This is a genomic window from Dermatobacter hominis (assembly GCF_020715685.1).
In the GTDB taxonomy this organism is placed as follows: Bacteria; Actinomycetota; Acidimicrobiia; order Acidimicrobiales; family Microtrichaceae; genus Dermatobacter; species Dermatobacter hominis.
The window spans coordinates 1573530-1597897 of record NZ_CP085840.1; the positions used below are offsets into that span (position 1 = coordinate 1573530).

General features: G+C 73.9%; 19 protein-coding genes and 1 pseudogene. 7 read left to right on the top strand and 13 right to left on the bottom strand.

The genetic code is table 11. The features are described from left to right. Positions 1 to 30: 30 nt before the first annotated feature. On the bottom strand, positions 31 to 1683 hold the full coding sequence (locus LH044_RS07305; protein WP_227759141.1) for an AMP-binding protein: 1653 nt from the start codon (positions 1681 to 1683) through the stop codon (positions 31 to 33). Between the two features lie 61 nt (positions 1684 to 1744). Here LH044_RS07305 and LH044_RS07310 point away from each other — a divergent pair. Beyond that, positions 1745 to 3047 (top strand): annotated as a pseudogene (locus LH044_RS07310) (acetyl-CoA hydrolase/transferase family protein). 71 nt (positions 3048 to 3118) lie between these two features. On the opposite strand, the gene LH044_RS07315 reads toward LH044_RS07310, so the two are convergent. The 6 genes from LH044_RS07315 to LH044_RS07340 all read right to left on the bottom strand — a co-directional run bounded on the left by LH044_RS07315 (position 3119) and on the right by LH044_RS07340 (position 10641). Next, positions 3119 to 3757 (bottom strand): pentapeptide repeat-containing protein, encoded by a 639-nt coding sequence (locus LH044_RS07315; protein ID WP_227759143.1) that lies wholly within the window; start codon positions 3755 to 3757, stop codon positions 3119 to 3121. Positions 3758 to 3824: 67 nt separating this feature from the next. Then, positions 3825 to 7046: a glycoside hydrolase family 2 TIM barrel-domain containing protein gene (locus tag LH044_RS07320; protein WP_227759144.1), complete on the bottom strand. Its 3222-nt coding sequence runs from the start codon at positions 7044 to 7046 to the stop codon at positions 3825 to 3827. Position 7047: 1 nt separating this feature from the next. Further along, positions 7048 to 7503 (bottom strand): peroxiredoxin, encoded by a 456-nt coding sequence (locus LH044_RS07325; protein ID WP_227759145.1) that lies wholly within the window; start codon positions 7501 to 7503, stop codon positions 7048 to 7050. A 34-nt stretch (positions 7504 to 7537) separates the two neighbouring features. Beyond that, positions 7538 to 8323, bottom strand: a complete 786-nt coding sequence (locus LH044_RS07330; protein WP_227759146.1) for a tyrosine-protein phosphatase — start codon at positions 8321 to 8323, stop codon at positions 7538 to 7540. A 25-nt stretch (positions 8324 to 8348) separates the two neighbouring features. Next, the gene (locus LH044_RS07335) at positions 8349 to 9557 is read right to left on the bottom strand and encodes a hypothetical protein (RefSeq protein ID WP_227759147.1); all 1209 of its coding nucleotides are present in this window, start codon (positions 9555 to 9557) and stop codon (positions 8349 to 8351) included. A gap of 37 nt (positions 9558 to 9594) precedes the next feature. Next, positions 9595 to 10641, bottom strand: a complete 1047-nt coding sequence (locus tag LH044_RS07340; protein WP_227759148.1) for a sigma-70 family RNA polymerase sigma factor — start codon at positions 10639 to 10641, stop codon at positions 9595 to 9597. 81 nt (positions 10642 to 10722) lie between these two features. Between LH044_RS07340 and LH044_RS07345 the strand changes: the two genes are divergently transcribed. After that, entirely contained in the window at positions 10723 to 11208 is a 486-nt protein-coding gene (locus LH044_RS07345) for a PGPGW domain-containing protein (protein WP_227759149.1), read from the top strand. Here LH044_RS07345 and LH044_RS07350 read toward each other — a convergent pair. Next, positions 11205 to 12311, bottom strand: coding sequence for a PEP/pyruvate-binding domain-containing protein (locus tag LH044_RS07350; protein WP_227759150.1), 1107 nt, complete (start codon positions 12309 to 12311; stop codon positions 11205 to 11207). The genes LH044_RS07345 and LH044_RS07350 overlap by 4 nt on opposite strands. Positions 12312 to 12348: 37 nt before the next feature. Here LH044_RS07350 and LH044_RS07355 point away from each other — a divergent pair, with 37 nt between their 5' ends. After that, positions 12349 to 13350, top strand: coding sequence for an alpha/beta fold hydrolase (locus LH044_RS07355; RefSeq protein ID WP_227759151.1), 1002 nt, complete (start codon positions 12349 to 12351; stop codon positions 13348 to 13350). Positions 13351 to 13433: 83 nt separating this feature from the next. Here LH044_RS07355 and LH044_RS07360 read toward each other — a convergent pair whose 3' ends face one another. The 3 genes from LH044_RS07360 to LH044_RS07370 all read right to left on the bottom strand — a co-directional run bounded on the left by LH044_RS07360 (position 13434) and on the right by LH044_RS07370 (position 16837). Then, the gene (locus LH044_RS07360) at positions 13434 to 14606 is read right to left on the bottom strand and encodes a glycosyltransferase family 4 protein (RefSeq protein ID WP_227759152.1); all 1173 of its coding nucleotides are present in this window, start codon (positions 14604 to 14606) and stop codon (positions 13434 to 13436) included. 26 nt (positions 14607 to 14632) lie between these two features. Next, positions 14633 to 15313 carry a dienelactone hydrolase family protein gene (locus LH044_RS07365; RefSeq protein ID WP_227759153.1) on the bottom strand — a complete coding sequence of 227 codons (681 nt, stop codon included), beginning with the start codon at positions 15311 to 15313 and terminating at the stop codon, positions 14633 to 14635. A gap of 723 nt (positions 15314 to 16036) precedes the next feature. Then, on the bottom strand, positions 16037 to 16837 hold the full coding sequence (locus LH044_RS07370) for a hypothetical protein (protein WP_227759154.1): 801 nt from the start codon (positions 16835 to 16837) through the stop codon (positions 16037 to 16039). A 96-nt stretch (positions 16838 to 16933) separates the two neighbouring features. Between LH044_RS07370 and LH044_RS07375 the strand changes: the two genes are divergently transcribed. Beyond that, on the top strand, positions 16934 to 17434 hold the full coding sequence (locus LH044_RS07375; protein WP_227759155.1) for a hypothetical protein: 501 nt from the start codon (positions 16934 to 16936) through the stop codon (positions 17432 to 17434). Positions 17435 to 17846: 412 nt separating this feature from the next. After that, positions 17847 to 18800: a type IV toxin-antitoxin system AbiEi family antitoxin domain-containing protein gene (locus LH044_RS07380; RefSeq protein ID WP_227759156.1), complete on the top strand. Its 954-nt coding sequence runs from the start codon at positions 17847 to 17849 to the stop codon at positions 18798 to 18800. Between the two features lie 304 nt (positions 18801 to 19104). Here the strand turns inward: LH044_RS07380 and LH044_RS07385 are convergent, their stop codons facing one another. Then, on the bottom strand, positions 19105 to 19893 hold the full coding sequence (locus LH044_RS07385) for an SDR family NAD(P)-dependent oxidoreductase (RefSeq protein WP_227759157.1): 789 nt from the start codon (positions 19891 to 19893) through the stop codon (positions 19105 to 19107). 87 nt (positions 19894 to 19980) lie between these two features. Here LH044_RS07385 and LH044_RS07390 point away from each other — a divergent pair, with 87 nt between their 5' ends. Together LH044_RS07390 and LH044_RS07395 are read left to right on the top strand one after the other, a co-directional pair. Next, positions 19981 to 21351: an LLM class flavin-dependent oxidoreductase gene (locus tag LH044_RS07390; RefSeq protein WP_227759158.1), complete on the top strand. Its 1371-nt coding sequence runs from the start codon at positions 19981 to 19983 to the stop codon at positions 21349 to 21351. Positions 21352 to 21486: 135 nt separating this feature from the next. Then, positions 21487 to 21966, top strand: a complete 480-nt coding sequence (locus LH044_RS07395; protein WP_227759159.1) for a VOC family protein — start codon at positions 21487 to 21489, stop codon at positions 21964 to 21966. Here the strand turns inward: LH044_RS07395 and LH044_RS07400 are convergent. Continuing rightward, complete coding sequence (locus LH044_RS07400; protein WP_227759160.1) at positions 21914 to 24319, bottom strand: heavy metal translocating P-type ATPase; 2406 nt, start codon at positions 24317 to 24319, stop codon at positions 21914 to 21916. The genes LH044_RS07395 and LH044_RS07400 overlap by 53 nt on opposite strands. Between the last annotated feature and the right edge of the window lie 49 nt (positions 24320 to 24368).

The following is a 24368-nucleotide window of genomic DNA, read 5'->3' on the forward strand; positions in this document are numbered from 1 at the left end:
GCCAGGAGCAGGGCGACTGACGGCGCCGCGTCAGGTCGCGAGCTCGGCCTGGCGGGTGGCCCACCGGTAGTCGGCCTTGCCGTTGGGGCCCCGCTGGATGCGCTCGACGACCACGAGGCGCTTGGGGCACTTGTAGCCGGCGAGGTGCTGCTTGGTGGAGGCGATGACGTCGGCAAGCAGGTCGTCGCTGCCCTCGACGTCGCCCTCGAGCGCGACCACGCCGGTCACCGACTGGCCCCACCGCTCGTCGGGCAGGCCGACGACGTTGGCGTCGTGCACGGCCGGGTGGAGCTTCAGCGCCTCCTCGACCTCCTCGGGGTACACCTTCTCGCCCGCCGTGTTGATGCACACCGAGCCCCGGCCGAGCAGCTTGATCGTGCCGTCCTCCTCCACCGTGGCGAAGTCGCCCGGCACGGACCAGATCCGCCCACCGAACTCGCGGAACGTCCCGGCGGTCTTCTCGGTGTCCTTGTAGTAGCCGATCGGGATCGGCCCGCCGACGGCGAGGACACCCACGGTCCCCGAGCCGGGCGCCACCTCGACGCCGTCCTCGGTGAACACCCGGGCGTGCTCGCCGAGGCGGAACGCCGCCGTCCCCGCGGACGTGCCCTTCTTGGTCACCGAGGTGCCGAACCCCGTGCCCTCGGAAGAGCCCAGGAGGTCGGCGAGGATGGCGTCGGTCCAGCGCAGCAGCTCGTCCTTCACCGGCTGGGACCAGATCACGCCCGAGCTGAGGATCATCCGCACCGACGAGATGTCGTACGGCTCCCCCGCCTCGGCGGCCTCCTCGAGCGCCCCCAGCATCGGCTTGGCGAAGGCGTCGCCGACGATCGTGAGCTGGGTGATCCGCCGGTCCTGGACGGTGCGGCACAGCTCGTGGCCGTCGAGCGAGCGCCCGGTCAGCGTGGTGACGCAGCCGCCGGCCATCAGGACGCCGTTCGCCGCGATGCCCGACGTGCCGTGCATGAGCGGCGCCGCGGCGAGCAGGCGGATGGCGCGGCCCGAGTCGTGGAAGGTCCGGGCCGCCTCGGCGAAGCCCTCGGGCGAGGTCGGCACGTCGGACTTGATGACCCGGAAGGTCGGCGCCGTCGTGCCCATCAGGCTGCGGTGCGGCCACATGACGCCCTTCGGCATGCCCGTGGTTCCGCCCGTGTAGAGGAACCAGAGGTCCTCGGGCGAGCGGTCGGAGCGCGGCATCGGCGTGGCCGCGCCCACGGCGTCGTCGTACGTGAGCACGCCGCCGGGCAGGTCCCAGTCGGGCACGGGGTGCTCGTCGGTGGCCCCGACGACGAGCACGGTCCGCACGAGGGGCAGGTCGCCCAGCACCGAGCCGAGCCGGTCGGCCAGCTCGGCCGACACGATGACGGCCTCGGCGTCGGAGTTCTCGAGCAGGTAGTGCAGCTCCGCCTCGAGGTAGCGGTAGTTCACGTTGACCGGCACGCACCGGGCCTTGAAGGCGCCGAACGTCGCCTCGAGGTACTCCGTGCAGTTGTAGAGGTAGAAGGCGACCTTCGAGTCGGGACCGAGGCCGGCGGCGGTGAGGTGCCCGGCGACCCGCGAGGCGAGGGCGTCGAAGTCGGCCCAGCTGCGCACGACGTCGCCGTGGATGAGCGCGTCCGCCCCGGGGATCGCGTCTGCGATCGCCTCCCACGCGGTGGCGATGTTCATCGTCCGAGCGCTCATCGGCTCGGCGCTGGTCGTGGCAGAGTTCATGCGCCTGTCCCCCGGTCGAGAGGAGCCCACCATGCCCGTGCACCGGGTGGAGTCGCCAGCCGAGGCCGCCGCGATGGTCCACCCAGTGGGACACCCTCGCCGTCGGCCTGGGTCCGGCGCATCCGGTGTCGTTCCTGCACGCGCTGGGCGACCGCGACGACTGGACCGGCCTCGAGATGTTCGGGGCGCTCCTGACCGACCTCTACACGGTCTTCACCAAGCCGGGCGTGCACTACCGGAGCGGGTTCTTCGGACCGGCCGAACGGCTCCTCCGCGACGGCGGGGCGGCGATCGAGTACGTGCCGGCCGACTTCCGGCGCTTCGCGCCCATCATCGAGCGGCTGAACCCCCGGATCATGGCCACCGCCGCCGCCCCGCCCGACGCCGACGGCTACCTCAGCCTGTCGGTGCACGCCGGCGCCACCGTCGACGCGCTCCACGCCGCGGGCGAGGACCCGGACCGGTTGCTGATCGTCGAGCACTCGCCGCACTACCCGCGCACGTTCGGGATCGAGCCGACGCACATGCACCGGCTGCACCTCGACGAGATCGACGTGCTGATCGAGACCGACGCCGCGCCGGTCGACCTCGCGGACGCCCCGGCGACCGAGGTCGACGCCGCCATCGCCGAGACCGCCACCCGCTTCATCCCCGATGGCGCCACCCTGCAGACCGGCATCGGTGCCGTGCCGTCGCTGATCGCCACGTCGCTCGCCGACGGCCCGGGCGGCGGGTACGGCGTGCACTCCGAGATGTTCACCACGGGGCTGATGCGGCTGCACCAGGCCGGCAAGGTCACGAACACCAACAAGGGCGAGTTCGACGGCGTCTCGATCACCACGTTCGCCGCCGGCACCGCCGAGCTGTACTCGTGGCTCGACGGCAACCGCGACGTCCGCTTCCTGCCGGTCGACGTCGTGAACGACTCGCTGCTGATCGCCCACAACCGGGACTTCGTGTCGATCAACGGGGCCACCGCGGTCGACCTGTGGGGTCAGGTCGCGGCCGACACGATCCGCGGGACCCAGCACTCGGGGACCGGGGGCCACGAGGACTTCCTGGCCGGCGCCGGCCTGCAGACCGACGACCGCTCGCTCCTCTGCCTGCACTCGAGCACGATGATCGACGGGACGCTCCGGTCGCGCATCGTCACCGACGTGGGCCCCGACATGCTGGTGACGACGCCGCGCCACCAGGTCGACGTCGTCATCACCGAGCACGGCGCGGCCGAGCTGTCGGGGCGGACCGTCCGCGAGCGGGCGCAGGCCCTCGTCGCGATCGCCCACCCCGACGTCCGAGACGAGCTCGCCGAGGCCGCCGCCCGGATGGGCTGACCTTGTTCCGCTCTGTCACGCAGCAGGCACCCGTTCGGCTGCGCTGTGCGTGACAGAGCGGAGGTGTGGGGTCAGAACGACGGGAACGTGCAGGGTCGGTTGCGCACCGACCCGTCCGGACAGGTGGTGCGCCGCCACGTGGCCCCGTAGAAGTCCAGGTCCTGTGTGATGTCGGTGATGCCCAGGAACGTCGCGTCGGTGAGGTCCGCGTACCGGAAGCTCGTGTCCCAGAGGTACGTCTCGGACAGGTCGGCCTCGGTCAGGTCCGCGCTGTCGAAGCGCGCACGGGCCAGGAACGAGTCGTGGAACGACGCGCCCCGGGCGTCGGCCGAGGTGAGCTGCGCCTTGTCGAGCGACGAGCCCGACAGGTCGGCACCGACGAGCGACGCGCCGGTGAGGTCGGTCGAGGCCATCTCGTGGAACTCCAGGTCCGGGCGGGTGTCGGCGAGCGTGGCGCCGTGGCCGACGACGCCGTCCAGGACGGCGCCGGGGAGCTTGGTGCCCGACAACTTCGCCCCGGAGAGCGTCGCCCCGGTCAGGTCCGCTCCGGTCAGATCGAGCCACGACAGGTCGGCACCCGACAGGTCGCAGCCGCTCAGGTCGACGTACGGCCCTCGGACCGAACAGTCCTTGCCCGACGGCGGTGGCGAGCACCCCGCCACTAGGAACGCCGCGACGGCAGCACAAAGGACGACATGGATCGCGCGCATGGCAACCCTCCCTCTCTCTCGCCGGCGAGCGTAGCCATCCGTCGGATGGCGCGTCACCGGTGGCCGGTCAGCCCAGGACGAGGCGGGCGAGCGCGGCGGGGTCCTCGCGCCGAGCGTCGAACCAGCGCAGCCACACGCCGATCCGGTGCCGGCCGGCCCCGAGCCGGTACCGCTCGAGGGCGTCCGGGCCGCAGGACCCGGTCCCGAGGCCGCGCTGGCCGGCGTCGATCGCCAGGTGCGTCAGCGCGCCGTCGTGGGGCAGCTCGTCGGAGTGCGTGGCCGCGGCCAGGTCGGCGTCGGAGTGCCGCCGGGCCGAGAAGCCGAGCTCGCCGTCGGCGACGACGAGGAGGCCGGTCAGCGCACCGGTCGCAGACTCGCCGCGACCGTCGCCGCCGGTGCGCGCCTCGCGCAGGGCGAGCCACCGCAGCCCGGTGTGGTGGCCGTGCTCCTGCGGGAACGCGAGTGGCACGTACTGCTCGGCGACCGTCGAGCGCCACCGGCCGACCGTCACCGACGCCCGGCGGTCCGGGTAGCTCTCGTGCGGCCCGTCGCCGTACCACTCGAGGTCGTCGAACGAGCCGGGCAGCACGGTCGTGATCCCGATCCGGGGCACGTCCACCAGCTCGGCCGGCAGCGTCAACGTCACCGCGAGGTGGCCCCAGCCGTCGGCCGGCCCGACGAGCTCGCGTCGGTGGACCTCGACCTCGCGCTCGACGGGCTCGCCGTCGCTGCTCCCGCGCAGGCGCAGCACGCCGGTCGACGTGACGACCTCGGAGCCCGAGCGCGTGCGCCGGCGGTCGGGACCCGGCTCCCACGTGGCGTCGAGCAGGCCGAGCTCGGACCAGCGCTGCAGCCGCTCGGAGTACGGGCGCATCCAGCTGGTCTGGATCGCGTCGTTGTCGGTGAGCGCCCGCGTCAGGGTCGGCGTCCACGCCAGCTCGGCCGGCGGCTCGGGCCGCACGGCGGTGCCGGCCGCCAGGCGACGACGCTCGGATCGCGGGGCCGCGGTCCCCTGCACCGGCACCGCGAGCTGCTCTGCGGCCACGACGTGGCCCGCCCCCGCCCACGGCGTGGCCCGGCGCTGGTGCCAGCGCACGGTCAGGAAGGCCTCGGTCGCGCCGCGCAGCGGGCGCCGGTCGAACGGCACGCGCAGCGCCCTCGACCGACCGGGTCCGATGGGCTCGACCTCGAGCCGTCCCCGGTCGGCGACGGCGCCGTCGACGAGGAGCTCCCACGAGCAGCGGAGGTCCGACGTGTCGGTGAAGTGACGGTGGTTCGTCGCACGGAACCGGCCCGCGGCGGCATCGGCCGGCTCGACGTGCACCGGCCGGCCGACGTGGGCCACCTCGGCCATCGCCGGGTGCGGCACCCGGTCGGCCGACACCAGGCCGTCGCAGATGAAGTTGCCGTCGTTCGGCGCGTCGCCGAAGTCGCCGCCGTACCCCCACACAGGGCCCGCGACGAGGGCGTCGCCCACCTCCCGTCGCTCGGAGCGGCCCGGCAGCGGGATGCCGTGGTCGAGCCACTCCCAGATGAACCCGCCCTGCAACCCGGGCGTGGAGCGGAACGCCGCCCAGTAGTCGGCGAGCGAGCCGTTCGAGGTGCCCATCGCGTGCGAGTACTCGCACAGGATCAGCGGGCGGCGGTCGTCGCCCGACCAGCCGGCCCGGTCGACGATCTCGTCGATCGACGAGTACATCGGGCAGATCACGTCGGTCACCGGCGCCGCAGCCCGCAGGTCGTGCATGAGCGGGCCCTCGTACTGCACCGGCCGGCTCGGGTCGAAGCGCCGCAGGAACGCCGCGGCCTCGTCGTGGGGCGGGCCGTCGCCCGACTCGTTGCCGAGCGACCAGATGATCACGCTCGGGTGGTGGACGTCGCGCCGGGCCATGCGCTCGACGCGCTCGACGATGGTCCGCGCGTAGCGCGGGTCGTGGCAGAGCGAGTCCTGCCGGCCGTGCGACTCGACGTCGGCCTCGTCGACCACGTAGAGGCCCAGCTCGTCGCACAGCTCGGCGAAGTGCTCGTCGTGCGGGTAGTGGGCGGCGCGCACGGCGTTGAGGTTGTGCGCCTTCATCAGGCACAGGTCGGTCCGGGTGAGCTCGCGGCTGACCGCCCGGCCCCGCTCGGGGTCGTGCTCGTGGTGGTTGACTCCGTGGAGCAGCACGGGCTCGCCGTTGACGAGCAGCTGGCGGTCCCTGACCTCGACGCGGCGGAAGCCGGTCCGCAGCGCCGCCACCTCGACCGTCTCGTGCGCACGACCGTCGGGTCCCGGACCGCGCAGCGTGACGACGGCCCGGTACCGGGTCGGCGACTCCGCCGACCACGGCTCGATGCCCGGCACCTCGAGGCGGGCGGTCACGTGGCCGGGCCGGACGAACATGGCCGACACGAGCTGCGTCACCTCGGACGCGCCGTTCCACGCCGGGACGTCGAGCGGGCCGGTCGTGGCGAGGCGCCGGCCGCGCTCGGTCTCGACGTGCACCTCGACGGTGGCCGGGCCCGCGTCGACCGCCCTCGTGCACGGGCCGTCGACGTCGATCCGCACGTCGAGCGTGCCGACGGCGCTCGCCGTCGGTCCCGGCTCGAGGCCGGGCACCAGCTCCACCCGGGCGAGGTGGTCGGGTGCGGTCGAGTGGAGCGTGACGCTGCGCTGGATGCCGCCGTGCCACCACTGGTCCTGGTCCTCGACCCAGGTCTGCGCCGACCACCGGACGACGACGAGAGCGATCGTGCAGCGGCGGCCGGGGCGGACGTGGTCGGTCAGGTCGAACTCGCTCGCCAGGCGGCTGTCGGTCCCGAGGCCGACGGCCACGCCGTCGACGAAGGCGACGACGACCGACTCCGCCGCACCGACCCGCAGCACGGTCCGGCGGCCGCGCCACTCCCGGGGCACGGACACGGTCCGGACGTAGACGCCCGTGGGGTTGCGGTCGGGTACGTCGGGCGGATCGCCCGCGAACGGCATGACCACGTTCGTGTAGTGCGGCGAGGAGAAGCCCTGGAGCGTCCATGCCCCGGGCACGACCATCGTCGTCGGCGCACCGGGCGCGGCGTCGGGGTCGGGCCCGAGCAGCGATGCGGGCGTGACGTCCTCGGGACGGTCGAAGCCGGTGAAGCCCCACTCGCCGTCGAGCGACCGCCACCACGGGCTCGCAGCGGGGTCGTGGGAGCGGGCCGCCTCGACGTCGGGGTACGGCACCAGCGGCGCGCGGCTGCCGAGGCGGTTCCACGACGTCAGCTCCGGATCCCGCCACCACTCCGGTCGCAGGACGCTGCCGGCGGGCACGTCAGCCCACGCGTTCGCGGAGCACGCGCAGCGCGTCGTCGGCGTGGACGTCCATGTTCGTCTCGGACGAGATCGCAGCGAGGATCCGGCGGTCGGTGTCGATCACGAACGTGGCCCGCTTGTTCATCGGCAGCAGCGACCGCTTCACGCCGAACTGGTCGGCGACCGCCTTCGACGTGTCCGAGAGCAGCGGGTACCCGAGCGAGTGCTTCTGGTCGAACTCCGCCTGCTTGTCCACCTTGTCCGCCGAGATGCCGATGCGCTGCGCCCCGACGGCCGCGAACTCCGAGGCGAGGTCCCGGAAGTGGCACGACTCCTTCGTGCAGCCGGTCGTCATGGCCTTCGGGTAGAAGAACAGGACGACCGGGCCGTCGGCCAGCAGGTCCGACAGCGTGCGCTCCGTCCCCGTCTGGTCGGGCAGCGTGAAGTCCGGGGCGATGTCGCCGGTGCCGAGCATGGTGGTTCCCTTCCGTCGTGTCGGTCGTCGTCGCTCAGGCGGGGTCCGGGGCGGCCCCGTCGCCCGGCGGTCCGAGCAGCCGTGCCCGCAACGTTGCCACGACCTCGTCGTCCACGCCCGCGTCGCGCAGGTAGCCGAGCACTCCGCCGTGCTCGCGCTCGAGGAGGTCGAGGGTGGCGTGCATGGTCTCGGGGCGCGCCGACCAGGCGCCGACCGCCACGTCGTCGTCGGACGCGCGGCCGTACCGGTGGCCGACGACACGCAGGCGTGCGACCTGCAGGACGTTGACCCGGGCCGAGCGGACGTAGTCGTCGACGATCACGTCCCGGGGCGAGCCGAGCGCGCCGAGCAGCAGGAGGGTGAGCAGGCCCGTGCGGTCCTTCCCGACGGCGCAGTGGTAGGCGACGCCGCCGTCGGAGGTGGCGACCAGCTCGACCGCGGCGCGGAAGCGGTCGCCGAACGCCGTGAGGATGTCCTCGTAGCGGTGCGCCAGGACCTGGTCGAGCTCGACGCCCTCGACCTCCCACACGTAGGCCGGGTCGACGACGGGCACGTGGTGCACCTCGATCGGCAGCCCGTCGACGACGGTGAACACGCCGTCCTCGTCGCGCTCGGCGTCGTCGCGGAGGTCGATGACCCGGCGCACGCCGTGGGCGTGCAGCGCCCGCACGTTGTCGGCCGAGCAGCGCTGCAGGGCATCCGCGCGGATCAACAGCCCCGGCTGCACCACCATGCCGTCGGCCGCGGGCGTGCCGCCGAGGTCGCGCAGGTTGACGATCCCGTCGCGGGCCAGCCCGGGGCGGAGGTGCGAGTGCGGCACGGCGATCGGGCGGGCGATCCGGGCGTCAGGCCAGCCCGGCGACGACGCCGAGGCCGTCGGAGGTGACGCGGAGGTCGTCGACCTGGATGCCGATCGTGTCGGGCGTGCCGTCGGGCTGCTTGGTGCCGATCGGGACCTGGATGACGGCGGGGAACCGGAGACGGAGCGGGGCGAGCGAGGCCAGCTCGCCGACGCGACGGCTGACGTCGTTGATGACACCGGTGAGCCCGAACCCGCCGAAGATCGACGGCAGCTCGACCCACGCCGCCCGCAGCGAGACCTCGAGCCGGCCGCCCACGAGGCGGGGCCGGAGGTCGGTGCGCAGCGACAGCCGGAGGTCGGGCACCCGCTCGGAGAGGATGCGGGTCTGGCGGAGCGTGCCCTGCACCTTCTGGTCGCCGAGGTCGACCTGGATCTCGAACGGCATGGGCCGCGGTCCGAGGGCCATCGGGACGAGCAGCGCGGCCAGGCGGTGCACGCCGGACTCGGCGAGCGACAGCGCCACCCGCTTGCCCGCGACGGGCACCGGCGTGGCCCGCCCGACGACGTCGGTGTCGGCCGGGAGGCCGAGCGTGAGCAGCCCCGAACCGACCCGCACGTCGGCCCGGCCGACGGCGACGCCGAGGTCGCTGAGCACGGCGCCCACGTCCGCGCCGACCTCGGTGCCGACGACGCCGACGTGTTGGCCCAGGCTGGCCCACAGCTGCGCGCCCATCGAGACGAACAGCATGTTGACCATCTGCGTCATCGGCAGCCAGGTGGTCGGGTCGACGCCCTCGGGCGTCGGGGCGTCGGCGTCGACGGTGACGCCGATCAGCTCGCCGCCCTCCACGGCGAGCCCCACCTGCATCGTGAGGTCGTCCCGCAGCTCGACCACCGGGTCGACCAGCGCCTCGACCCGCACGGGGATCGGCACCGGTCCGGACGGCAGCATGGGCGAGGCCGGCACGCTGTCGCCCTCGTAGTCGACCGCCTTGGCCTCGACCTCGCCTGCCGCGGTGACGACGACGCGCACGCGCCCGCCGTCGTCGGCCCGGAGGTCGAAGGTGCCGCCGGTGATGGTCAGCGCGACCGACAGCCGCACGTCGCCCATCGCCGGCAGGGCCACGTCGGTCTCCACCGGGTCGAGCGGGACCCCTCCGCCGACGGCGAAGAGGACCAGGTCGTTCAGCATCTCCTCCGTGACCGCGGCGCACACCGCCCAACGGGTCGCGCGGGTGGCAGGGGTCGTCATGGGGCCTGTGTCTAGCCGACCCGGCCGGGACGGCCGATCAGACCTCCGCGAGGAGGCTGCGCATGGCCCGCCAGGACGGGTGCATGAGCTTGGCCAGGGCCCGGTGCTCGAGCTGGCGGATGCGCTCCCGGGAGAGCCCGACCAGCACGGCCACCTGGGCGACCGACTGCGGCTCGCCGTCGCCGAAGCCGAAGCGCAGCTCGAGGATCTCCCGCTCGCGCTCGTCGAGCACCGACAGGATGTGGTCGAGCTCCGAGGGCAGCAGCCGCGAGGCCATGCCCTCGACCGCTTGGCGGGCGGTCGGGTCCTCGACGAAGTCGCCGAGCTCGGCGCCGTCCTCGCCGACGGGACCCGACAGCGAGACCGGGTCGGCGCCGACGCGGAGCAGCTCGATCACGCGCTCCTCGGTGAGGCCGGCGGCCTCGGCCAGCTCCTCGGGGCGGGGCGGGCGGCCGTTGGCCTGCTCGAGCATCGTCGTCATCTCGCGGATGCGCAGCAGCTCGTCGTTGGCGCGGGACGGCAGCTTCACGGTGGAGCGGCTCGCGGCGATGCCCCGGGAGATGAACTGGCGGATCCACCAGACGGCGTACGTGGAGAACCGGAAGCCCTTCTCGGCGTCGAACTTCTCGACCGCTCGGATCAGGCCGAGGTTGCCCTCCTGGACCAGGTCGAGCAGCGGGACGCCGGAGGCCTGGTAGCGCTTGGCGACCGAGACCACGAGGCGGAGGTTCGAGTTGATGAAGAGCTCGGTCGCGTCACGACCCGCCTTGATCCGGGTGCGGAGCTTGCGGCGCTCGGCGGCCGTCAGCGGCTCGGCCGCGCCCGGGGCGCCGCGCTCGTCGAGCTCGGCCTGGGCGGCGCGACCGTCTGCGATCGTGCGGGCGAGCGCCTGCTCGCCCTGGGGGGTCAGGAGCGGGTGCTTGCCGATCTCCTCGAGGTAGAGACCGATCGGGTCGTCGGCGCCGGAGGAACGCCGACGGGACCGCGCAGCGCGGTCGATCGGCTGGGTGTGGGGGGACTGCCCCTTCTGGACTGCCGTGGCGGTGCTCACGTCGATCTGCAACGCCGGATCGGGCCGTTCCATGCCCGACCGACCGGACCACCGGTGTGACGTGTGACCCTCCGGCGATGCCGATCCCGGTCGTGCGACCGCCAGACTGTGCCGATGGCCGAGCCGTCGACCCCCGAGCCGACCCCGCACGACGTCGCCCGACCGGACCGACCCGAGCGCCGGGAGTCGAGGTTCGGCGACATCGCCGACGAGCTGACGGCCGCCGTCTACGAGGCCGAGCGCGAGACCGGCGACCGCGAGACCTCGATCGAGGAGGTGCGCCGGAGCCTGGCCATGCGCGGCGTCCGGATGGTCGGCGGGTTCGTCCTGATCGGCATCGGCGTGTCGCTGCTGGTGCTGCCGGGGCCGGGCTGGATCATGATCATCATCGGCCTGTCGCTCCTGCCGTTCGCCTGGGCCGAGCGCACGATCCGGACGATCCGGCGCAAGGTCCCCGGCGTGCCCGAGGACGGCACGATCCCGGCCCGCACCTGGGTGGTCATCGGGATCGTCACCGTCGGCGCGATCGTGATCTCGTTCCTGTTCGGCGAGCAGATCGGCAGCTGGATCGGCGACGCCTGGTCGTCGCTCTGGGACTAGTCGGCAGCCAGCGGCCCGTCGGGCCGGACGACGAGGCCACGCGAGCCGTCGACCGCGACGGGCTCCCCGTCGCGCAGCCGTCGCGTGCCGTCGACGGTGCCGACCACGCACGGCACGCCGAGCTCCCGGGCCACGATCGCGGCGTGGCTGGTGATGCCGCCCACGTCGGTCACGATCGCCGCGGCCCGCACCATCGCCGGCACCCACGCCGGGCTGGTCGTCGGGGCCACGAGCACCTCGCCGTCGTCGAGCCGGTCGGCGTCCTCGGGGGCGCGCAGGACGCGCACGATCCCCGACGCCACGCCCGGTGACGCGCCGAGGCCCCGGACGAGCACCTCGGGCGGCCTCCCGCCGGGCGGCCCGAGCTGAGCGCCGCCGGACTCGGCGCTGGTCTCGGCGGCCTCGGCGAGGGCCGTGATCGGCCGGGACTGCAGGAGCCACGGCGTGCCGTCGTCGTCGATCGCCCACTCGACGTCCTGCGGCCCGCCGAACACGGCCTCGGCGCGGCGGCCGAGCGCCAGCAGCGCCTCCCGCCGGGCGGGCGTCAGCGCCGCCGGATCGGGCGACGCCTCGCCGCCGACCACCACGTCGCCGCGCCCGGCCACCGCCTCGATCACCGGGCCGCCCGACCCCATCGGGTCCTGTGTGAACAGCACGCCGGCGGAGGTCGCCGCGACCATCCGCTGCACGACGACCGCCACCCGCGGCTCCCCGACGATGCCCTTCGCGTCCCGGTAGGCCACCGCCCGCTCCGACGCGGCCGACGCCCGGCAGGCCCGGACCGCGGCGACCACGTCGTCGGCGCCGACGACGTCGAGCACGGTGTCGTGCGCCCCGGCGAACGAGTCCGCCGCGCCGTCCTCGCCGACGGCCGACGAGCGGACGGCCACGTGCACGCGCTCCCCCATCGCCCGGTACGCGTCCCGGACCGCGGGGATCCCTGCGCCCGCGTCGTCGAGATCGGCCGACGCGAGCACGACGAAGCCGTCGGGGACCGGGAGCCCGGCTGCGAGCGATCGCGCCAGCCCCGCCGCCTTGCCACCGGCCGTCGCGCCGTCGGCGGCGCGGGGCGAGTCGAGCGGGAGGACCGGAGGCTCGTCCACCCGTCCAGCGTGCCACCGAGCCAACTACCGTCGGCGCATGACGACCTTTCCGCCTGCGGTCCACCACACGCTGTCCGGGAAGCACTCACCCGACGGTCCCGGCGGCGAACCGATCCAGCTCGCGGTGCACGAGCTCGGCGACGGCGCCGGGCGCCCGCCGGTCGTCTTCAGCCACGGGTTCCCCGAGCTCGCGTACTCCTGGCGCTACCAGCTGCCTGCGGTGGCCGACGCGGGGTTCCGGGCGATCGCACCCGACCAGCGCGGCTACAACCGCTCGAGCGCGCCCGAGGCGATCGAGGCCTACGGGCTCGGCCAGCTCTGCGGCGACCTCGCCGACCTGCTCGACGCCCTCGAGATCGACAAGGCCGTGTTCGTCGGCCACGACTGGGGCGGGTTCGTCGTCTGGGCCATGCCGGTGCTGTTCCCCGAGCGCTGCGCAGGCGTCGTCGGCATCTGCACGCCCTACACGCCGTTCCCGGGCACGCCGTTCCTCCGTTCGATGTTCCCGGACGACGACGACATGTACATGCTGTGGTTCCAGCAGCCCGGCGTCGCCGAGGCCGTGATGGACCAGCATCCGCGCAAGGTCTTCGAGAAGCTGATGGTGGGCGGCATCGACCCCGAGGTCCTGCTCGAGATGGGCACGGCGCGGGCCGAGGGGATGAGCTTCAACCCCTTCAAGGACCTCGACTCGGTGCCGGACCTCGGCGAGCCGATCGCCACCGACGACGAGATCGACGTCTACGCCGAGGCGTTCGGGCGGACCGGCTTCCGCGGCGGCATCAACTGGTACCGCAACATCGACGCCAACGCCGCGGCCTACCCCGACGTCGGCACCCGCCCGCTCGAGCTGCCGACGCTGATGATCTGCTCCGAGTGGGACCCGGCGCTGCCACCGGCGCTCGCCGCCAACATGCCGAACATGTGCGGCGACCTCGAGATGGCGACCGTGCCCCGGGCCGGGCACTGGGTCCAGCAGGAGGAGCCCGAGACCGTCAACGACCTGCTGATCGACTGGCTCACCCGCCGCTTCGCCTGACCTCCCGGCGCGCGGTCGGGCACGGTGCCGATCGTGCCCCTGTGCACCGGCGGAGCGACGGGTCCGGGACGACGCCGCGGCGGTCAGGCGCGGGTGCCGGCGACCGACCGGGCGAGGAGCTGCCGCAGCTGGTCGGTCCGAGCCGGCCACGTGAAGCCGGCGGCCACGCGCCGGGCGCCCTGCTCGCCCAGCAGGCGGGCGAGCGTGCGGTCCTCGAGCAGGCGGGCCACCGCGTCGGTCACCGCCCCGAGGTCGGTCCCGTCGACGAGCAGCCCCCCGCCGTCGGCGTCGTCGGCCCCCACCGCGTCGGGCACGCCGCCGATGTCCCCGGCCACGACCGGCACCCCGACGGCCTGGGCCTGGATGAACACGATGCCGAACGCCTCGACCTCGAAGCCGCCCCGACGCTCCCGGCACGGCATGGCGAAGACGTCGCCGGCCGCGTAGTGCGCCGGCAGCTCGTCCTCGTCCACGATGCCGGTGAACACGACGTGGTCGGCGACCCCCTGCTCGCGCGCCAGCGCCTCGAGCGCCTCCCGGTGCGGCCCGCCGCCCACGACGAGCAGCGCGGTGCCGGGCACCCGGCGCCGGAGCTCGGGCAGCGCGCGGATCAGCTGGTCCTGGCCCTTGCGCGCCACGAGCCGCGACACGCAGACCACGACCGGGCGGTCGCCGAGGCCGTGGCGCCCGCGCACCGCCGAGCCGTCGACCCCGGGGTGGTACTCCGCCGGGTCGATCCCCGGCGGCAGCAGCTCGGACGGGACGTCGGGGCCGAACGCCGGCGACAGGAGGTCCCGGCACCAGTGCGACACGTAGGTGATGGCCGACGTGCTGCGACCGATCCGGCGCAGCACGGGCCCGCTGCCGGGCATCCGCACCGCCGACACCTCGAGCCCGTGGGTCCAGCACACGTTCGGCACCCCGGTGCGACGCAGGAGCGCCCCGCCCATGAACGCCAGCGGGACCGTCGCCCCGAACACGACGACCTCCGCGCCGACGCTCCGCACGAGCGACTCGGCGTGGCGCAGGACGCGGGGCGTCGGCAGCAGGACCGACGTCGGCTCCCGGATGACGTCGAACGGGGCGGCTTCGTCGTGGGCCCGCCAGTCCTCGGCGGCCGTGCCGGACCGGGGCGTCGAGCCGTAGAGGGTGACCTCGTCGCCCGCGGCCACGAGCCCGCGGGCCAGCCGGTCGACGTAGTACTGGATGCCACCGACCTGCGGTGGCAGGTCGTTGGTGATGACGAGGACGCGCACGCGCGGCGTTCGGCGGGGCGCCGCCGTCAGCGGACGGTGCGGCGGAAGAACGCGACCGTCTCGGCGAACGCCTTGTCGGCCTCCTCGGGCGAGTGCACCTCGGGCCGGTGGTCGTTGAAGAAGGCGTGGTCGACGTCGGGGTGCACCTCGAGCACGGCGTCCTTGCCGTGGGTCTCCCGCAGCTCCGTCTCGAGCGCCTTGGCGAGCGCCGGCGAGAAGAAGTCGTCGTTCTCCGCGTAGTGGCCGTGCACCGGGCCGGACAGCTTCGAGTAGTCGGGCGCGGCGCCCTCCCACGGGATCAGCCCGTAGTAGGGGGCGCAGGCCACGACGTCCTGCGGCTCGTTGCACGCGACGACGAGCGCCAGCCCGCCGCCCATGCAGTAGCCGACGACGCCGACGCCCTCGCTGCTCGTGGCCTCGCTGCCCTTCAGGAAGGCGATCGCGCCGCGGAGGTCCTTGGCCGCCTGCTCGAGGTTGAGGGCCATCATGAGCTTCCCGGCCTCGTCGGGCTCGGTCGTGGCCTCGCCGTGGTACAGGTCGGGGGCAAGGGCGGTGAAGCCCTCGGACGCGAACCGGTCGACGACCTCCTGGATGTGGGGCACGAGCCCCCACCACTCCTGGATGACCAGGATGCCCGGGCCGGAGCCGGTGGCCGACGGGGCGAACCAGCCCTGCGCGCTGGAGCCGTTCGAGGGGAATTCGACCATTCGACCGGTACTAGTGCCGCCGCTGTCGCTCATGGCCCGACCCTAGACCGCTGCCGGAGCGTCGGGTCACGCCTCCCCGCCCACGGTGAAGCCTGGCGCAGATCTCACGATGAGGCCCGGAAGCGTCGGTGTCCCTACGCAAGGGGTACGGAGTGGTGTACGTAGTGACCTGATGACGAGGGTTAGCAATGCCATGCAGGGTGTAAACAGCCCCTGCTACAGTTGCCACCTGTAGTCACTAGTTGTCACAGTGACACAACAAGTAGGGGGCCACGACCGCTGGCCATGACCCCCTGGAGGTGCCTAGGCCAAGGACTCGAACCTTGGACCTCTGCTCTCAGCGCCGAGGGGTGGTAGCCCTCGGACGAGCAGTGTGCATCCGTACACCACCCGGCTGGTTCTCAAGGAACCCGGGTGAAGCGTAGCGCATCGATCTCCGCCGGTATCTCACATTCACGGCACGACCGCCCTTCGATCTCGCCTGGGCTCGGTGGCCGAGCCCAGGTGAAGCGGCCAGTGAGCCCGACGGCTCGCCTCCGGCGCTCGGCCGGCGGGCAGAGGATCACGTGGGCGTGTTCGCCTCAGCTCAAGCGCCCGTGACCGGCACGTTCCGCACTAGGACCAGATAGACGGGAATTCGACCATCTGTCCCATGGCGGGGACCCTAGTGCCCGGCCCCGATCCGCAGCGGGGCACGCACGGGCGCAGCCGGGGTGCCTGGCGCTAGCCGGCGAGGCGGAACAGCTCGGGTGCGACGGGGCAGTCGGTCGCCCGCAGCGCCTCGGCGACGTCGACCAGTCCGTCGGGACCGACGACCCGGTCGACGAGGTCGAGCGACAGCTCCTCCTCGGGCGCGTCGAACGGGTCGACCGATGCGGACCAGCGGCCGACCAGCGCGTCCCACATGCGCCCGGGCATGAGCCGGCCGACGCCGACGACGAGCCACACCGGCACGTCGACCTGCCGCGCCACCGCCGCCGCCGCCCGCGAGCCGGCGGGCACGAGGGCGGCGGTCGGGCCGACGGCCAGGGCCTCGAGCAGCACGACGTCGCTGCGGTCGACCGCCACGGCGACCGAGCGGGCGGGCACGGCGTCGGCGAGCACGTCGACCCGCTCGAACCGGCGGACCACGTCGAGGGCGCTGCCGTCGACGTCGACGACGATCGGCTGCACGTCGCCCCGACGGGCGAGGCCGGCCACCGCCACCTCGGGCTCGCCGAGCACGACGACGGTGGCGTCGTCGGGCAGGGCCGAGGCCAGCCGGCGGGGCGTGGTGTCGTCGTTGAGCTCCTCGACCGCGGCCCGGGCCTCGGCCATCGGCTCGGGGGCGCAGAGGATGCGGGCGCACAGCCACCAGAGCGGTCCGCACGTCAGCTGGCGGTCGATGATGCGGCGGCAGGCCGCCACCAGGCCGGCGGGGTCATCCCGGAAGGCCCCGAGCGCCATGGCGGACTCCTCGACGAGCAGGTCCGCCGGCGCGCCCTGGGACCGGGCGACGAACCGCAGGCGCTCGATGGGGTGCATGGCCGCAACTCTACGCACCCCACCCCCGGGCCCTTCCGTCGTGGGAGCCGCCTCATCTGTCGTGCGGCGGCGGGGTCGCGCTACCTTTCCGGGCCGATGACGACCGTGCCGGCTGACCTCGTGCTCCACCCCATCGGCGGTGAGGAGCGCACCATGGAGGAGCTCACCTCGCTCTTCCACCTGGTGCTCGTGGCCATCGACCCGTACGAGTACGAGAGCTCGTGGATCCTGCCGACGGCGGGCCGCATCCTGACCGAGTTCGAGGGCGCCGACTGCCGCGTGGCGTGGCTGGTCACCGCCCCCGAGGACGACGCCAAGGCGTTCCTCGGCCCCTGGGCCGACCGGATCCTGACGTTCTGCGACCCGGACCGCGAGGCGATCAAGGCCCTCGAGATCACCGAGATCCCGTCGCTGGTGCACATCGAGACCGACATGACGATCGTCGGCCGTGCCGCCGGCTGGGACCCGGCCGAGTGGAAGCCGATCACGGACAACCTCGCCAAGATGATGTCCTGGAGCCGGGCGGTCTACCCGAGGCCCGGCGACCCCGCCCCGTTCCGGGGCTCGGCCGCGCTCCCGACCGCCGCCACCGACTGACCCGCCCGGGCCCGCTCGCGCCCCGCTCGGTCCCCGGACCCCTCGCGCTCCCCGACCCCTCGACCCCGCGTCCCTCGCGCTCCCGAACCCCTCGCGCTCCCGCCGAACTTGTACGTGGCGGTCGCCCACGCGGCGCGCGGCGTACACGTTCGCCGGTTCCCGGCGAACTCGTACGTGGCGGCCACCGATTCGGCGCGTGGCGTACAAGGTCGGCGGTCCGCCGAACTTGTACGTGGCGGTCGCCCATGTGGCGCGCGGCGTACACGTTCGCCGGTTCCCGGCGAACTCGTACGTGGCGGCCACCGATTCGGCGCGTGGCGTACAAGGTCGGTGGGTCGGGGTGCCGAGCGGGGTGTCAACGGGGACCGGTCCCCGTTGCTCCGGACCGCGGCGGGATGGTCCGCTCGCCGCCATGGGGATCGACGACCTGGCGGCCATGGCCGCGATCGCGGCGGCGCAGGACGGCGTGTTCGCGCTGCACCAGGCGTGTGCCGACGGCATCGACCGCAGGGCGGTGCACCGGGCGGCCAGCTCGGGCCTGATCGTGCCGATCCGCCACGGCGTCTACCGCTTCACCGCCACGCCGTCGTCGGTGCGCCGGGAGGTCAGGGCCGCCGTCCTCTCCGTCGGCGACGGCGCCAGGGCGAGCCACGAGTCGAGCCTCCACCTGCACGGGGTCCCGAACCTCCCGATCGCCGGGCCCGTCGTCTCGGTGCCGCCGGGCCGGCGGGCGAACCACCCCGGCATCCGCGTCCACCGCCTGGTCGACCAGCGTGCCGACCACCTCATCGAGGTCGCGGGGATCCCGACGACCACGCCGGCCCGGGCGATCGTAGACGTCTCGTCGGTGTTCTCCCGACCGCGGATGGAGTGGGTGCTCGACCAGGTGACGATCACGTCCCGGCTCGTGACGCCGGGGGCGATCGCCCGGGTGTTCCGCCAGATCAACCACCGTGGCCGCCGCAACATCGCGGCGCTGGGCGAGCTGCTCGACGAGCGGGTCGCCGCCGGGACGGTCGACCGCAGCACGCTCGAGCGGCAGATGGACGAGCTGCTGGCGCCGACCTCGCTCCCGCGCCCGACCAAGGAGCACCCGATCCCGTCCCTGGCCCCGGGCGAGGGGTTCGCCGACCGGGCGTGGGCCGAGGCGCTGCTCATCCTCGAGATCGACGGTCGGCCGTACCACGAGCGACGGCTCGCGATGCGCCGGGACCGGGCACGGGACCGGGCGGCCGCCCGGATGGGCTGGCAGACGATGCGGGTCCTCGACGAGGAGGTGGCCGACGAGCCGGACCTCGTGATCGCCGACCTCGTCGACACGCACGCCATGCGCGTCGCCCAGCTCCGCGGCACGACCATCGCGTGACCGCCCCGCCCCGTCCACCGTCCCCCGACCACCCGTCCCCCAGCCAGCGGTCCGCCCGGCGAACTCGTACGCCGTGCGCCACATCCGGGTCGGTCACGTACAAGTTCGTCGTGGCCCGGGGATTTTGTACGCGGCCGACGTGCATGGGGTTCGTGGCGTACAACTTCGGTGGGGGGCGGTTCGGTGGGGGGTCGGGGCGGTGGGGGGCCGGTCGGTGGGGCGGCCGGGGCGGGGTGGGGGCGGGGCGTACAAGTTCGGGGGCCGCGCCCGGGGGCGGGGCATACAAGTTCGGTGGTGGGCTCGGTCAGCGGGCGAGCCAGCCGCCGTCGACGGCGAGGATGTGACCGGTCACGTAGGTGGAGGCGTCGCCGGCCAGGTACAGCAGCGCTCCGTCGAGCTCGGCCAGCTCGCCGGCCCGGCCCATCGGCGTGTTGCGGACGATGAAGGCCTGGCCGCCCTCGTCGTCGAACATCTCGGCCTGGGTCATCTCGGACGGGAACCAGCCCGGCGCGATCGCGTTGACCCGCACGCCCTTGCGGCCCCACTCGCACCCGAGCTGCCGGGTGAGGTTCACGACCGCGCCCTTCGAGGCGCAGTACGAGACCTCCTTGATCGGTGCCGAGGCGGCCATGCCGAGCACCGACGCGATGTTGACGATGCTGCCCCGGCCCGCGTCGAGCATGTGCCGTCCGGCGAGCTGGGCGAGGTGGAACGTGGCGGTCACGTTCAGGTCCATCGTGCGCTCGAACTGCTCGATGGTCTCCGTCTCGGCCGGGGTCGGCACGCCGTAGCCGGCGTTGTTGACGAGCACGTCCACCCGCCCCGCCACGTCGACGGCCGCCTCGACCAGGCGCTCCCGGTCACCGGCGTCGGTGAGGTCGGCGGCGACCGGGACCACGCGCTCCCCCAGCTGGGCGGCCAGCTCGTCGAGCCGGTCGGCCCGCCGGGCCGCCACCACGACGGTCGCACCGGCGCCGTGCAGCACCCGGGCGAAGCGGTCGCCGAGCCCCGACGACGCACCGGTGACGATGGCGACTCGCCCGTCGAGGCGGAACAGGCGTGCGGGGTCGAGCGGGTCAGCGGCGGCGGTCACGGGCCGCAACGTAGCGGCGGCGGGGCGGGCCGGCCGACGGGTGTGACAGCCTGAACCCCGGGGGACGCGCGATCGAGGGGGATGCACGTGCGCTTCGGGATCTTCTACGAGCACCAGCTGCCGAGGCCCTGGGAGGCCGACAGCGAGGAGCGGCTGCTGCGCGACGCGCTCGACCAGGTCGAGCTCGCCGACCGGCTCGGCATCCAGCACGTCTGGGAGGTCGAGCACCACTTCCTCGAGGAGTACTCCCACTCGTCCGCACCCGAGCTCTTCCTCGCCGCGGCCAGCCAGCGCACGGAGCAGATCCGCCTCGGCCACGGCATCGTCCTGACCGCGCCGCAGTTCAACCACCCCGTCCGGGTCGCCGAGCGCATCGCCACGCTCGACCTCCTCTCGGGCGGGCGCGTCGAGTTCGGCTCGGGCGAGTCGAGCTCCGAGGCCGAGCTCGGTGCGTTCGGCGTCGAGTACGACCGCAAGCGCGACGCCTGGCTCGAGGGCCTGCAGGTCGCGATCCGGTGCATGACCGAGTCGCCGTTCACCGGCCACGACGGCGAGTTCGTGCAGCTGCCGCCCCGCAACGTCGTGCCCAAGCCGGTGCAGCGCCCGCACCCGCCGCTCTGGGTGGCGTGCTCGCGCCGCGACACGATCCTGATGGCCGCCGAGAAGGGCATGGGCGCGCTGAGCTTCGCGTTCATCGACCCCGAGGAGGCTGCCCGCTGGATGGGCGACTACCGCTCGACGATGGCGGAGCGGTGCGTGCCGGTGGGCCACACGGTCAACCCGAACGTCGCCGTGGTCTCACCGATGATGCTGTGCGACGACGAGGAGGAGGCGCTGCGCCGAGGGCTCGAGGGCGCCAACTTCTTCGGCTACTCGCTCGCGCACTTCTACGTGTTCGGCGAGCACCGCCCCGCCGAGACCGACGTCTGGCGGGAGTTCCAGGAGCGCCGTGACCAGATGGGCTACTCGGCGGAGACCGAGGTGGCCCTGGCGCAGGAGCGCCTCGGCGCCAAGGTCGCCGCCGGCGACACGACCGGTCTGCGCGGCGCCATCGGCACCCCCGACCAGGTCCGGGACTTCCTCCGCCGCTACGAGGAGGCCGGCGTCGACCAGGTGATCTTCGTCCTGCAGGCGGGCCACAACCGCCACGACCACATCATGGAGAGCATCGAGCGGTTCGGCACCGAGATCCTCCCGGAGTTCGCCGAGCGCGACGACGCCGCCCAGGCCGGCAAGGCCGCCGAGTACGAGCCGATCGTCGAGGCGGCGCTGCGCCGCCGGGCCGAGGCGCTCGAGGCCGATCCTCCCCCGGCGCTCCCCGAGGACTACGTCATCACCGCCATCCCCAAGCGCATGGTCGACGACGCGAAGAGCGAGGTCGGCCAGCAGTTCCTCGACGCCATCGCCACCGAGACCGCCGAGGGCCGGGGCGACACGATGTCGAACCTCCTCGGCTGACCGGCCGGCCGGCCCGCTCGGACGCTCTGTCACGGCTGGAGGTGCCGATCAGCACCTCCAGGCGTGACAGAGCACGTGGGCGGCCGGAGGGCGCAGCGGAGCCGTTCCGGCGGGAGCAGCCGGTAGCGTCGGGTCGTGTCGGATCCTGACGTCGTCCACCCGGACAAGGGCTTCACCCACATCGCCCTGCAGGTGTCGGACCTCGACCGCAGCCTCGCCTTCTACGAGCGCTACGCGGACATGACGCCCGTGCACCGCCGGACCAGCTCCGACGGCGTGCGGGTGGCCTGGATCACCGACCACACCCGGCCGTTCGTGATCGTCCTGCTGGAGACGACGGTGACGGCACCGCTCGGCGGCTGGAACCACCTCGGGATCGGCGTGCACTCGCGCGACGAGGTGGACCGGCGGGTGGCGTCGGCCGTGGCCGAGGGCTACCTCACCGCGGGCCCGCACGACTCCGGCCCTCCGGCGGGCTACTACGGGATCGTCGTCGACCCCGACGGCCACAACCTCGAGATCGCCTTCGGCCAGGAGGTGACGTTCACGGTCACCCACGACCTCACGACGCCCCCCGGGAGGGCCGGAAGCGCTTCAGGCGCAGCGAGTTCGTGACCACGAACAGGCTCGAGCACGCCATCGCCGCGCCCGCCAGCATCGGGTTGAGCCACCCGATCGCGGCGACGGGCAGCGCCGCCACGTTGTAGGCGAACGCCCAGAACAGGTTGCCCTTGATCGTCCCGAGGGTCCGCCGCGACAGCTCGACGGCGTCGGGCGCGGCGCGGAGGTCGCCGGTGACGAGCGTCAGGTCCGACGCCTCCATGGCCGCGTCGGTGCCGGTGCCCATGGCGATGCCGAGGTCCGACGCCGCGAGCGCGGCGGCGTCGTTGACGCCGTCGCCCACCATGGCCACGACCCGGCCCCGCTCCTGCAGCCGCCGCACCTCGTCGACCTTGCCCTCGGGGAGCACGCCGGCGATCACCTCGTCGATGCCGACCTGCGCTGCGACCGCCCGGGCCGGCGCCTCGGCGTCGCCGGTCAGCAGCACCGGCTCGAGGCCGAGCGACCGGAGCTCGGCGACCGCCCGGGCCGAGGTGGCCTTGGGCGTGTCGGCGACGGCCAGGAGCACGCGCACCCGGCCACCCCACCCGCCGGCCACGACGGTGCGCCCGAGGGAGCCCTGGTCGTCGAGCGCGGCCGCCAGGTCGTCGGGGAGGACGAGGCCCTCGTCGACGAGGTGGGCGGGCCGACCGACGACCACCTCGTGCACCTCGCCGTCGACCGGGACCGTGCCCGCGACCCCGAGGCCCGCCCGGTTGCGGAAGCCCTCGACGGACGGCAGCGGGCCTCCCGGCCGCTCGGCCGCAGCGGCGACGACCGCCCGGGCGATCGGGTGCTCCGACGCGGACTCGAGCGCGGCGACGGTGCGCAGCGCGCCGTCGGGGTCCTCGCCGGCGGCGGCCACGACGTCGACGACCTCCATCACGCCGGTCGTGACCGTGCCCGTCTTGTCGAGGACGACCGTGTCGACCTGCCGGGTCGATTCGAGCACCTCGGGGCCCTTGATGAGGATGCCGAGCTGGGCGCCCCGGCCGGTACCGACGAGCAGCGCCACCGGGGTCGCCAGCCCGAGGGCGCAGGGGCAGGCGATGATCAGCACCGCGACCGCCGCCGAGAACCCGCGCGACGGCTCGCCGAGCAGCGCCCACACCGCCAGCGTGGCGAGCGCGAGCACGATCACGATCGGCACGAACACGGCCGAGACCCGATCGGCCAGGCGCTGCACGTCGGCCTTGCCCGCCTGGGCGTCGGACACCAGCTGCGCCATCCGGGCGAGCTGGGTGTCGGCGCCGACCCGGGCGACCCGCACGACCAGCCGGCCCGACTCGTTCACGGTGGCGCCGACCACGTCGTCGCCGGCGCCGACGTCGACCGGCACGCTCTCGCCGGTCAGCATGCTGGCGTCGACCGCCGAGGTCCCGTCGAGCACCACGCCGTCGGTGGCGATGCGCTCGCCGGGCCGGACGACGAACCGGTCGCCGACGACCAGCGCAGAGACCGGCACCCGCTCCTCGACCGTGCCGCCGTGGCCGTCGTCGACGACCCGGGTCGCGTCCTTGGCGCCGAGCGACAGCAGCGCCTGCAGCGCGGCTCCGGCGCTCCGCTTGGCCCGGGCCTCGAGGTACCGACCCAGCAGGATCACGGTCGGCACCGCGGCCGCCACCTCGAGGTAGGTGTGGTCGAGCGACCCGTCGGGGGCCGAGAAGAGCGCCGTCGACATCTGGGCGTCGGCCATGTGCGGGTCGCCGGCCTCGCCGAAGAACAGCGCCACCACCGAGTACGCGGAGGCGGCCAGGACGCCGATGGACACCAGCGTGTCCATCGTCGTGGCGCCGTGGCGCGCCGCGTTCCAGGCGGCCCGGTGGAAGGGCCAGGCGCCCCAGATCGCCACCGGCGAGGCCAGGGCCAGCAGCATCCACTGCCAGTTGCGGAACTGCAGCGCCGGGACCATCGCGATGGCGACGACGGGGATGCTCAGCGCCGCGCAGATCAGGACGCGGTCGCGCAGGGCCCGCACGCCCTCGTCGTCGGTCGGTCCGTGGTCGTGCGGCGCGTGACGGGCGCCCGCGGGCCCCTCGCGGTCCGACTCGTGGTCGACGCCGCCCCCGTGAGCGGAGCCGGCGGAGCCGGCCGGGCCCGGCGACGGCGTGGCGTCGTAGCCCGCGGCCCGCACCGCGCCCACGAGCTCGTCGACCTCGGTGCTGGTCGGGTCGTAGGCGACCCGGGCCCGGTGGAGGGCGTAGTTCACGGTCGCCTCGACGCCGTCGAGGCGGTTCAACCGCTTCTCGACCCGGTTGGCGCACGACGCGCACGTCATGCCGGTCACGTCGAGGTCGAGCTCGGCGGATCCGGACGGCGCGACGGGACCCGTCGTGGGGGCGCTGCGGTCGGTCGCGTGGCTGGTCATCGTCGGTCCCTCGGTCCTCCAACCGCATCATACCCCAGGGGGGTATGAT

Bases quoted from the DNA above. Each gene is read 5' to 3' on its own strand.
- LH044_RS07345 (WP_227759149.1), top strand. From the start codon at position 10,723: ATGGCCGAGCCGTCGACCCCCGAGCCGACCCCGCACGACGTCGCCCGA.
- LH044_RS07355 (WP_227759151.1), top strand. From the start codon at position 12,349: ATGACGACCTTTCCGCCTGCGGTCCACCACACGCTGTCCGGGAAGCAC.
- LH044_RS07380 (WP_227759156.1), top strand. From the start codon at position 17,847: ATGGGGATCGACGACCTGGCGGCCATGGCCGCGATCGCGGCGGCGCAG.
- LH044_RS07370 (WP_227759154.1), bottom strand. From the start codon at position 16,837: ATGCACCCCATCGAGCGCCTGCGGTTCGTCGCCCGGTCCCAGGGCGCG.
- LH044_RS07365 (WP_227759153.1), bottom strand. From the start codon at position 15,313: ATGGTCGAATTCCCCTCGAACGGCTCCAGCGCGCAGGGCTGGTTCGCC.
- LH044_RS07375 (WP_227759155.1), top strand. From the start codon at position 16,934: ATGACGACCGTGCCGGCTGACCTCGTGCTCCACCCCATCGGCGGTGAG.
- LH044_RS07315 (WP_227759143.1), bottom strand. From the start codon at position 3,757: ATGCGCGCGATCCATGTCGTCCTTTGTGCTGCCGTCGCGGCGTTCCTA.
- LH044_RS07335 (WP_227759147.1), bottom strand. From the start codon at position 9,557: ATGACGACCCCTGCCACCCGCGCGACCCGTTGGGCGGTGTGCGCCGCG.
- LH044_RS07305 (WP_227759141.1), bottom strand. From the start codon at position 1,683: ATGAGCGCTCGGACGATGAACATCGCCACCGCGTGGGAGGCGATCGCA.
- LH044_RS07400 (WP_227759160.1), bottom strand. From the start codon at position 24,319: ATGACCAGCCACGCGACCGACCGCAGCGCCCCCACGACGGGTCCCGTC.
- LH044_RS07340 (WP_227759148.1), bottom strand. From the start codon at position 10,641: ATGGAACGGCCCGATCCGGCGTTGCAGATCGACGTGAGCACCGCCACG.
- LH044_RS07325 (WP_227759145.1), bottom strand. From the start codon at position 7,503: ATGCTCGGCACCGGCGACATCGCCCCGGACTTCACGCTGCCCGACCAG.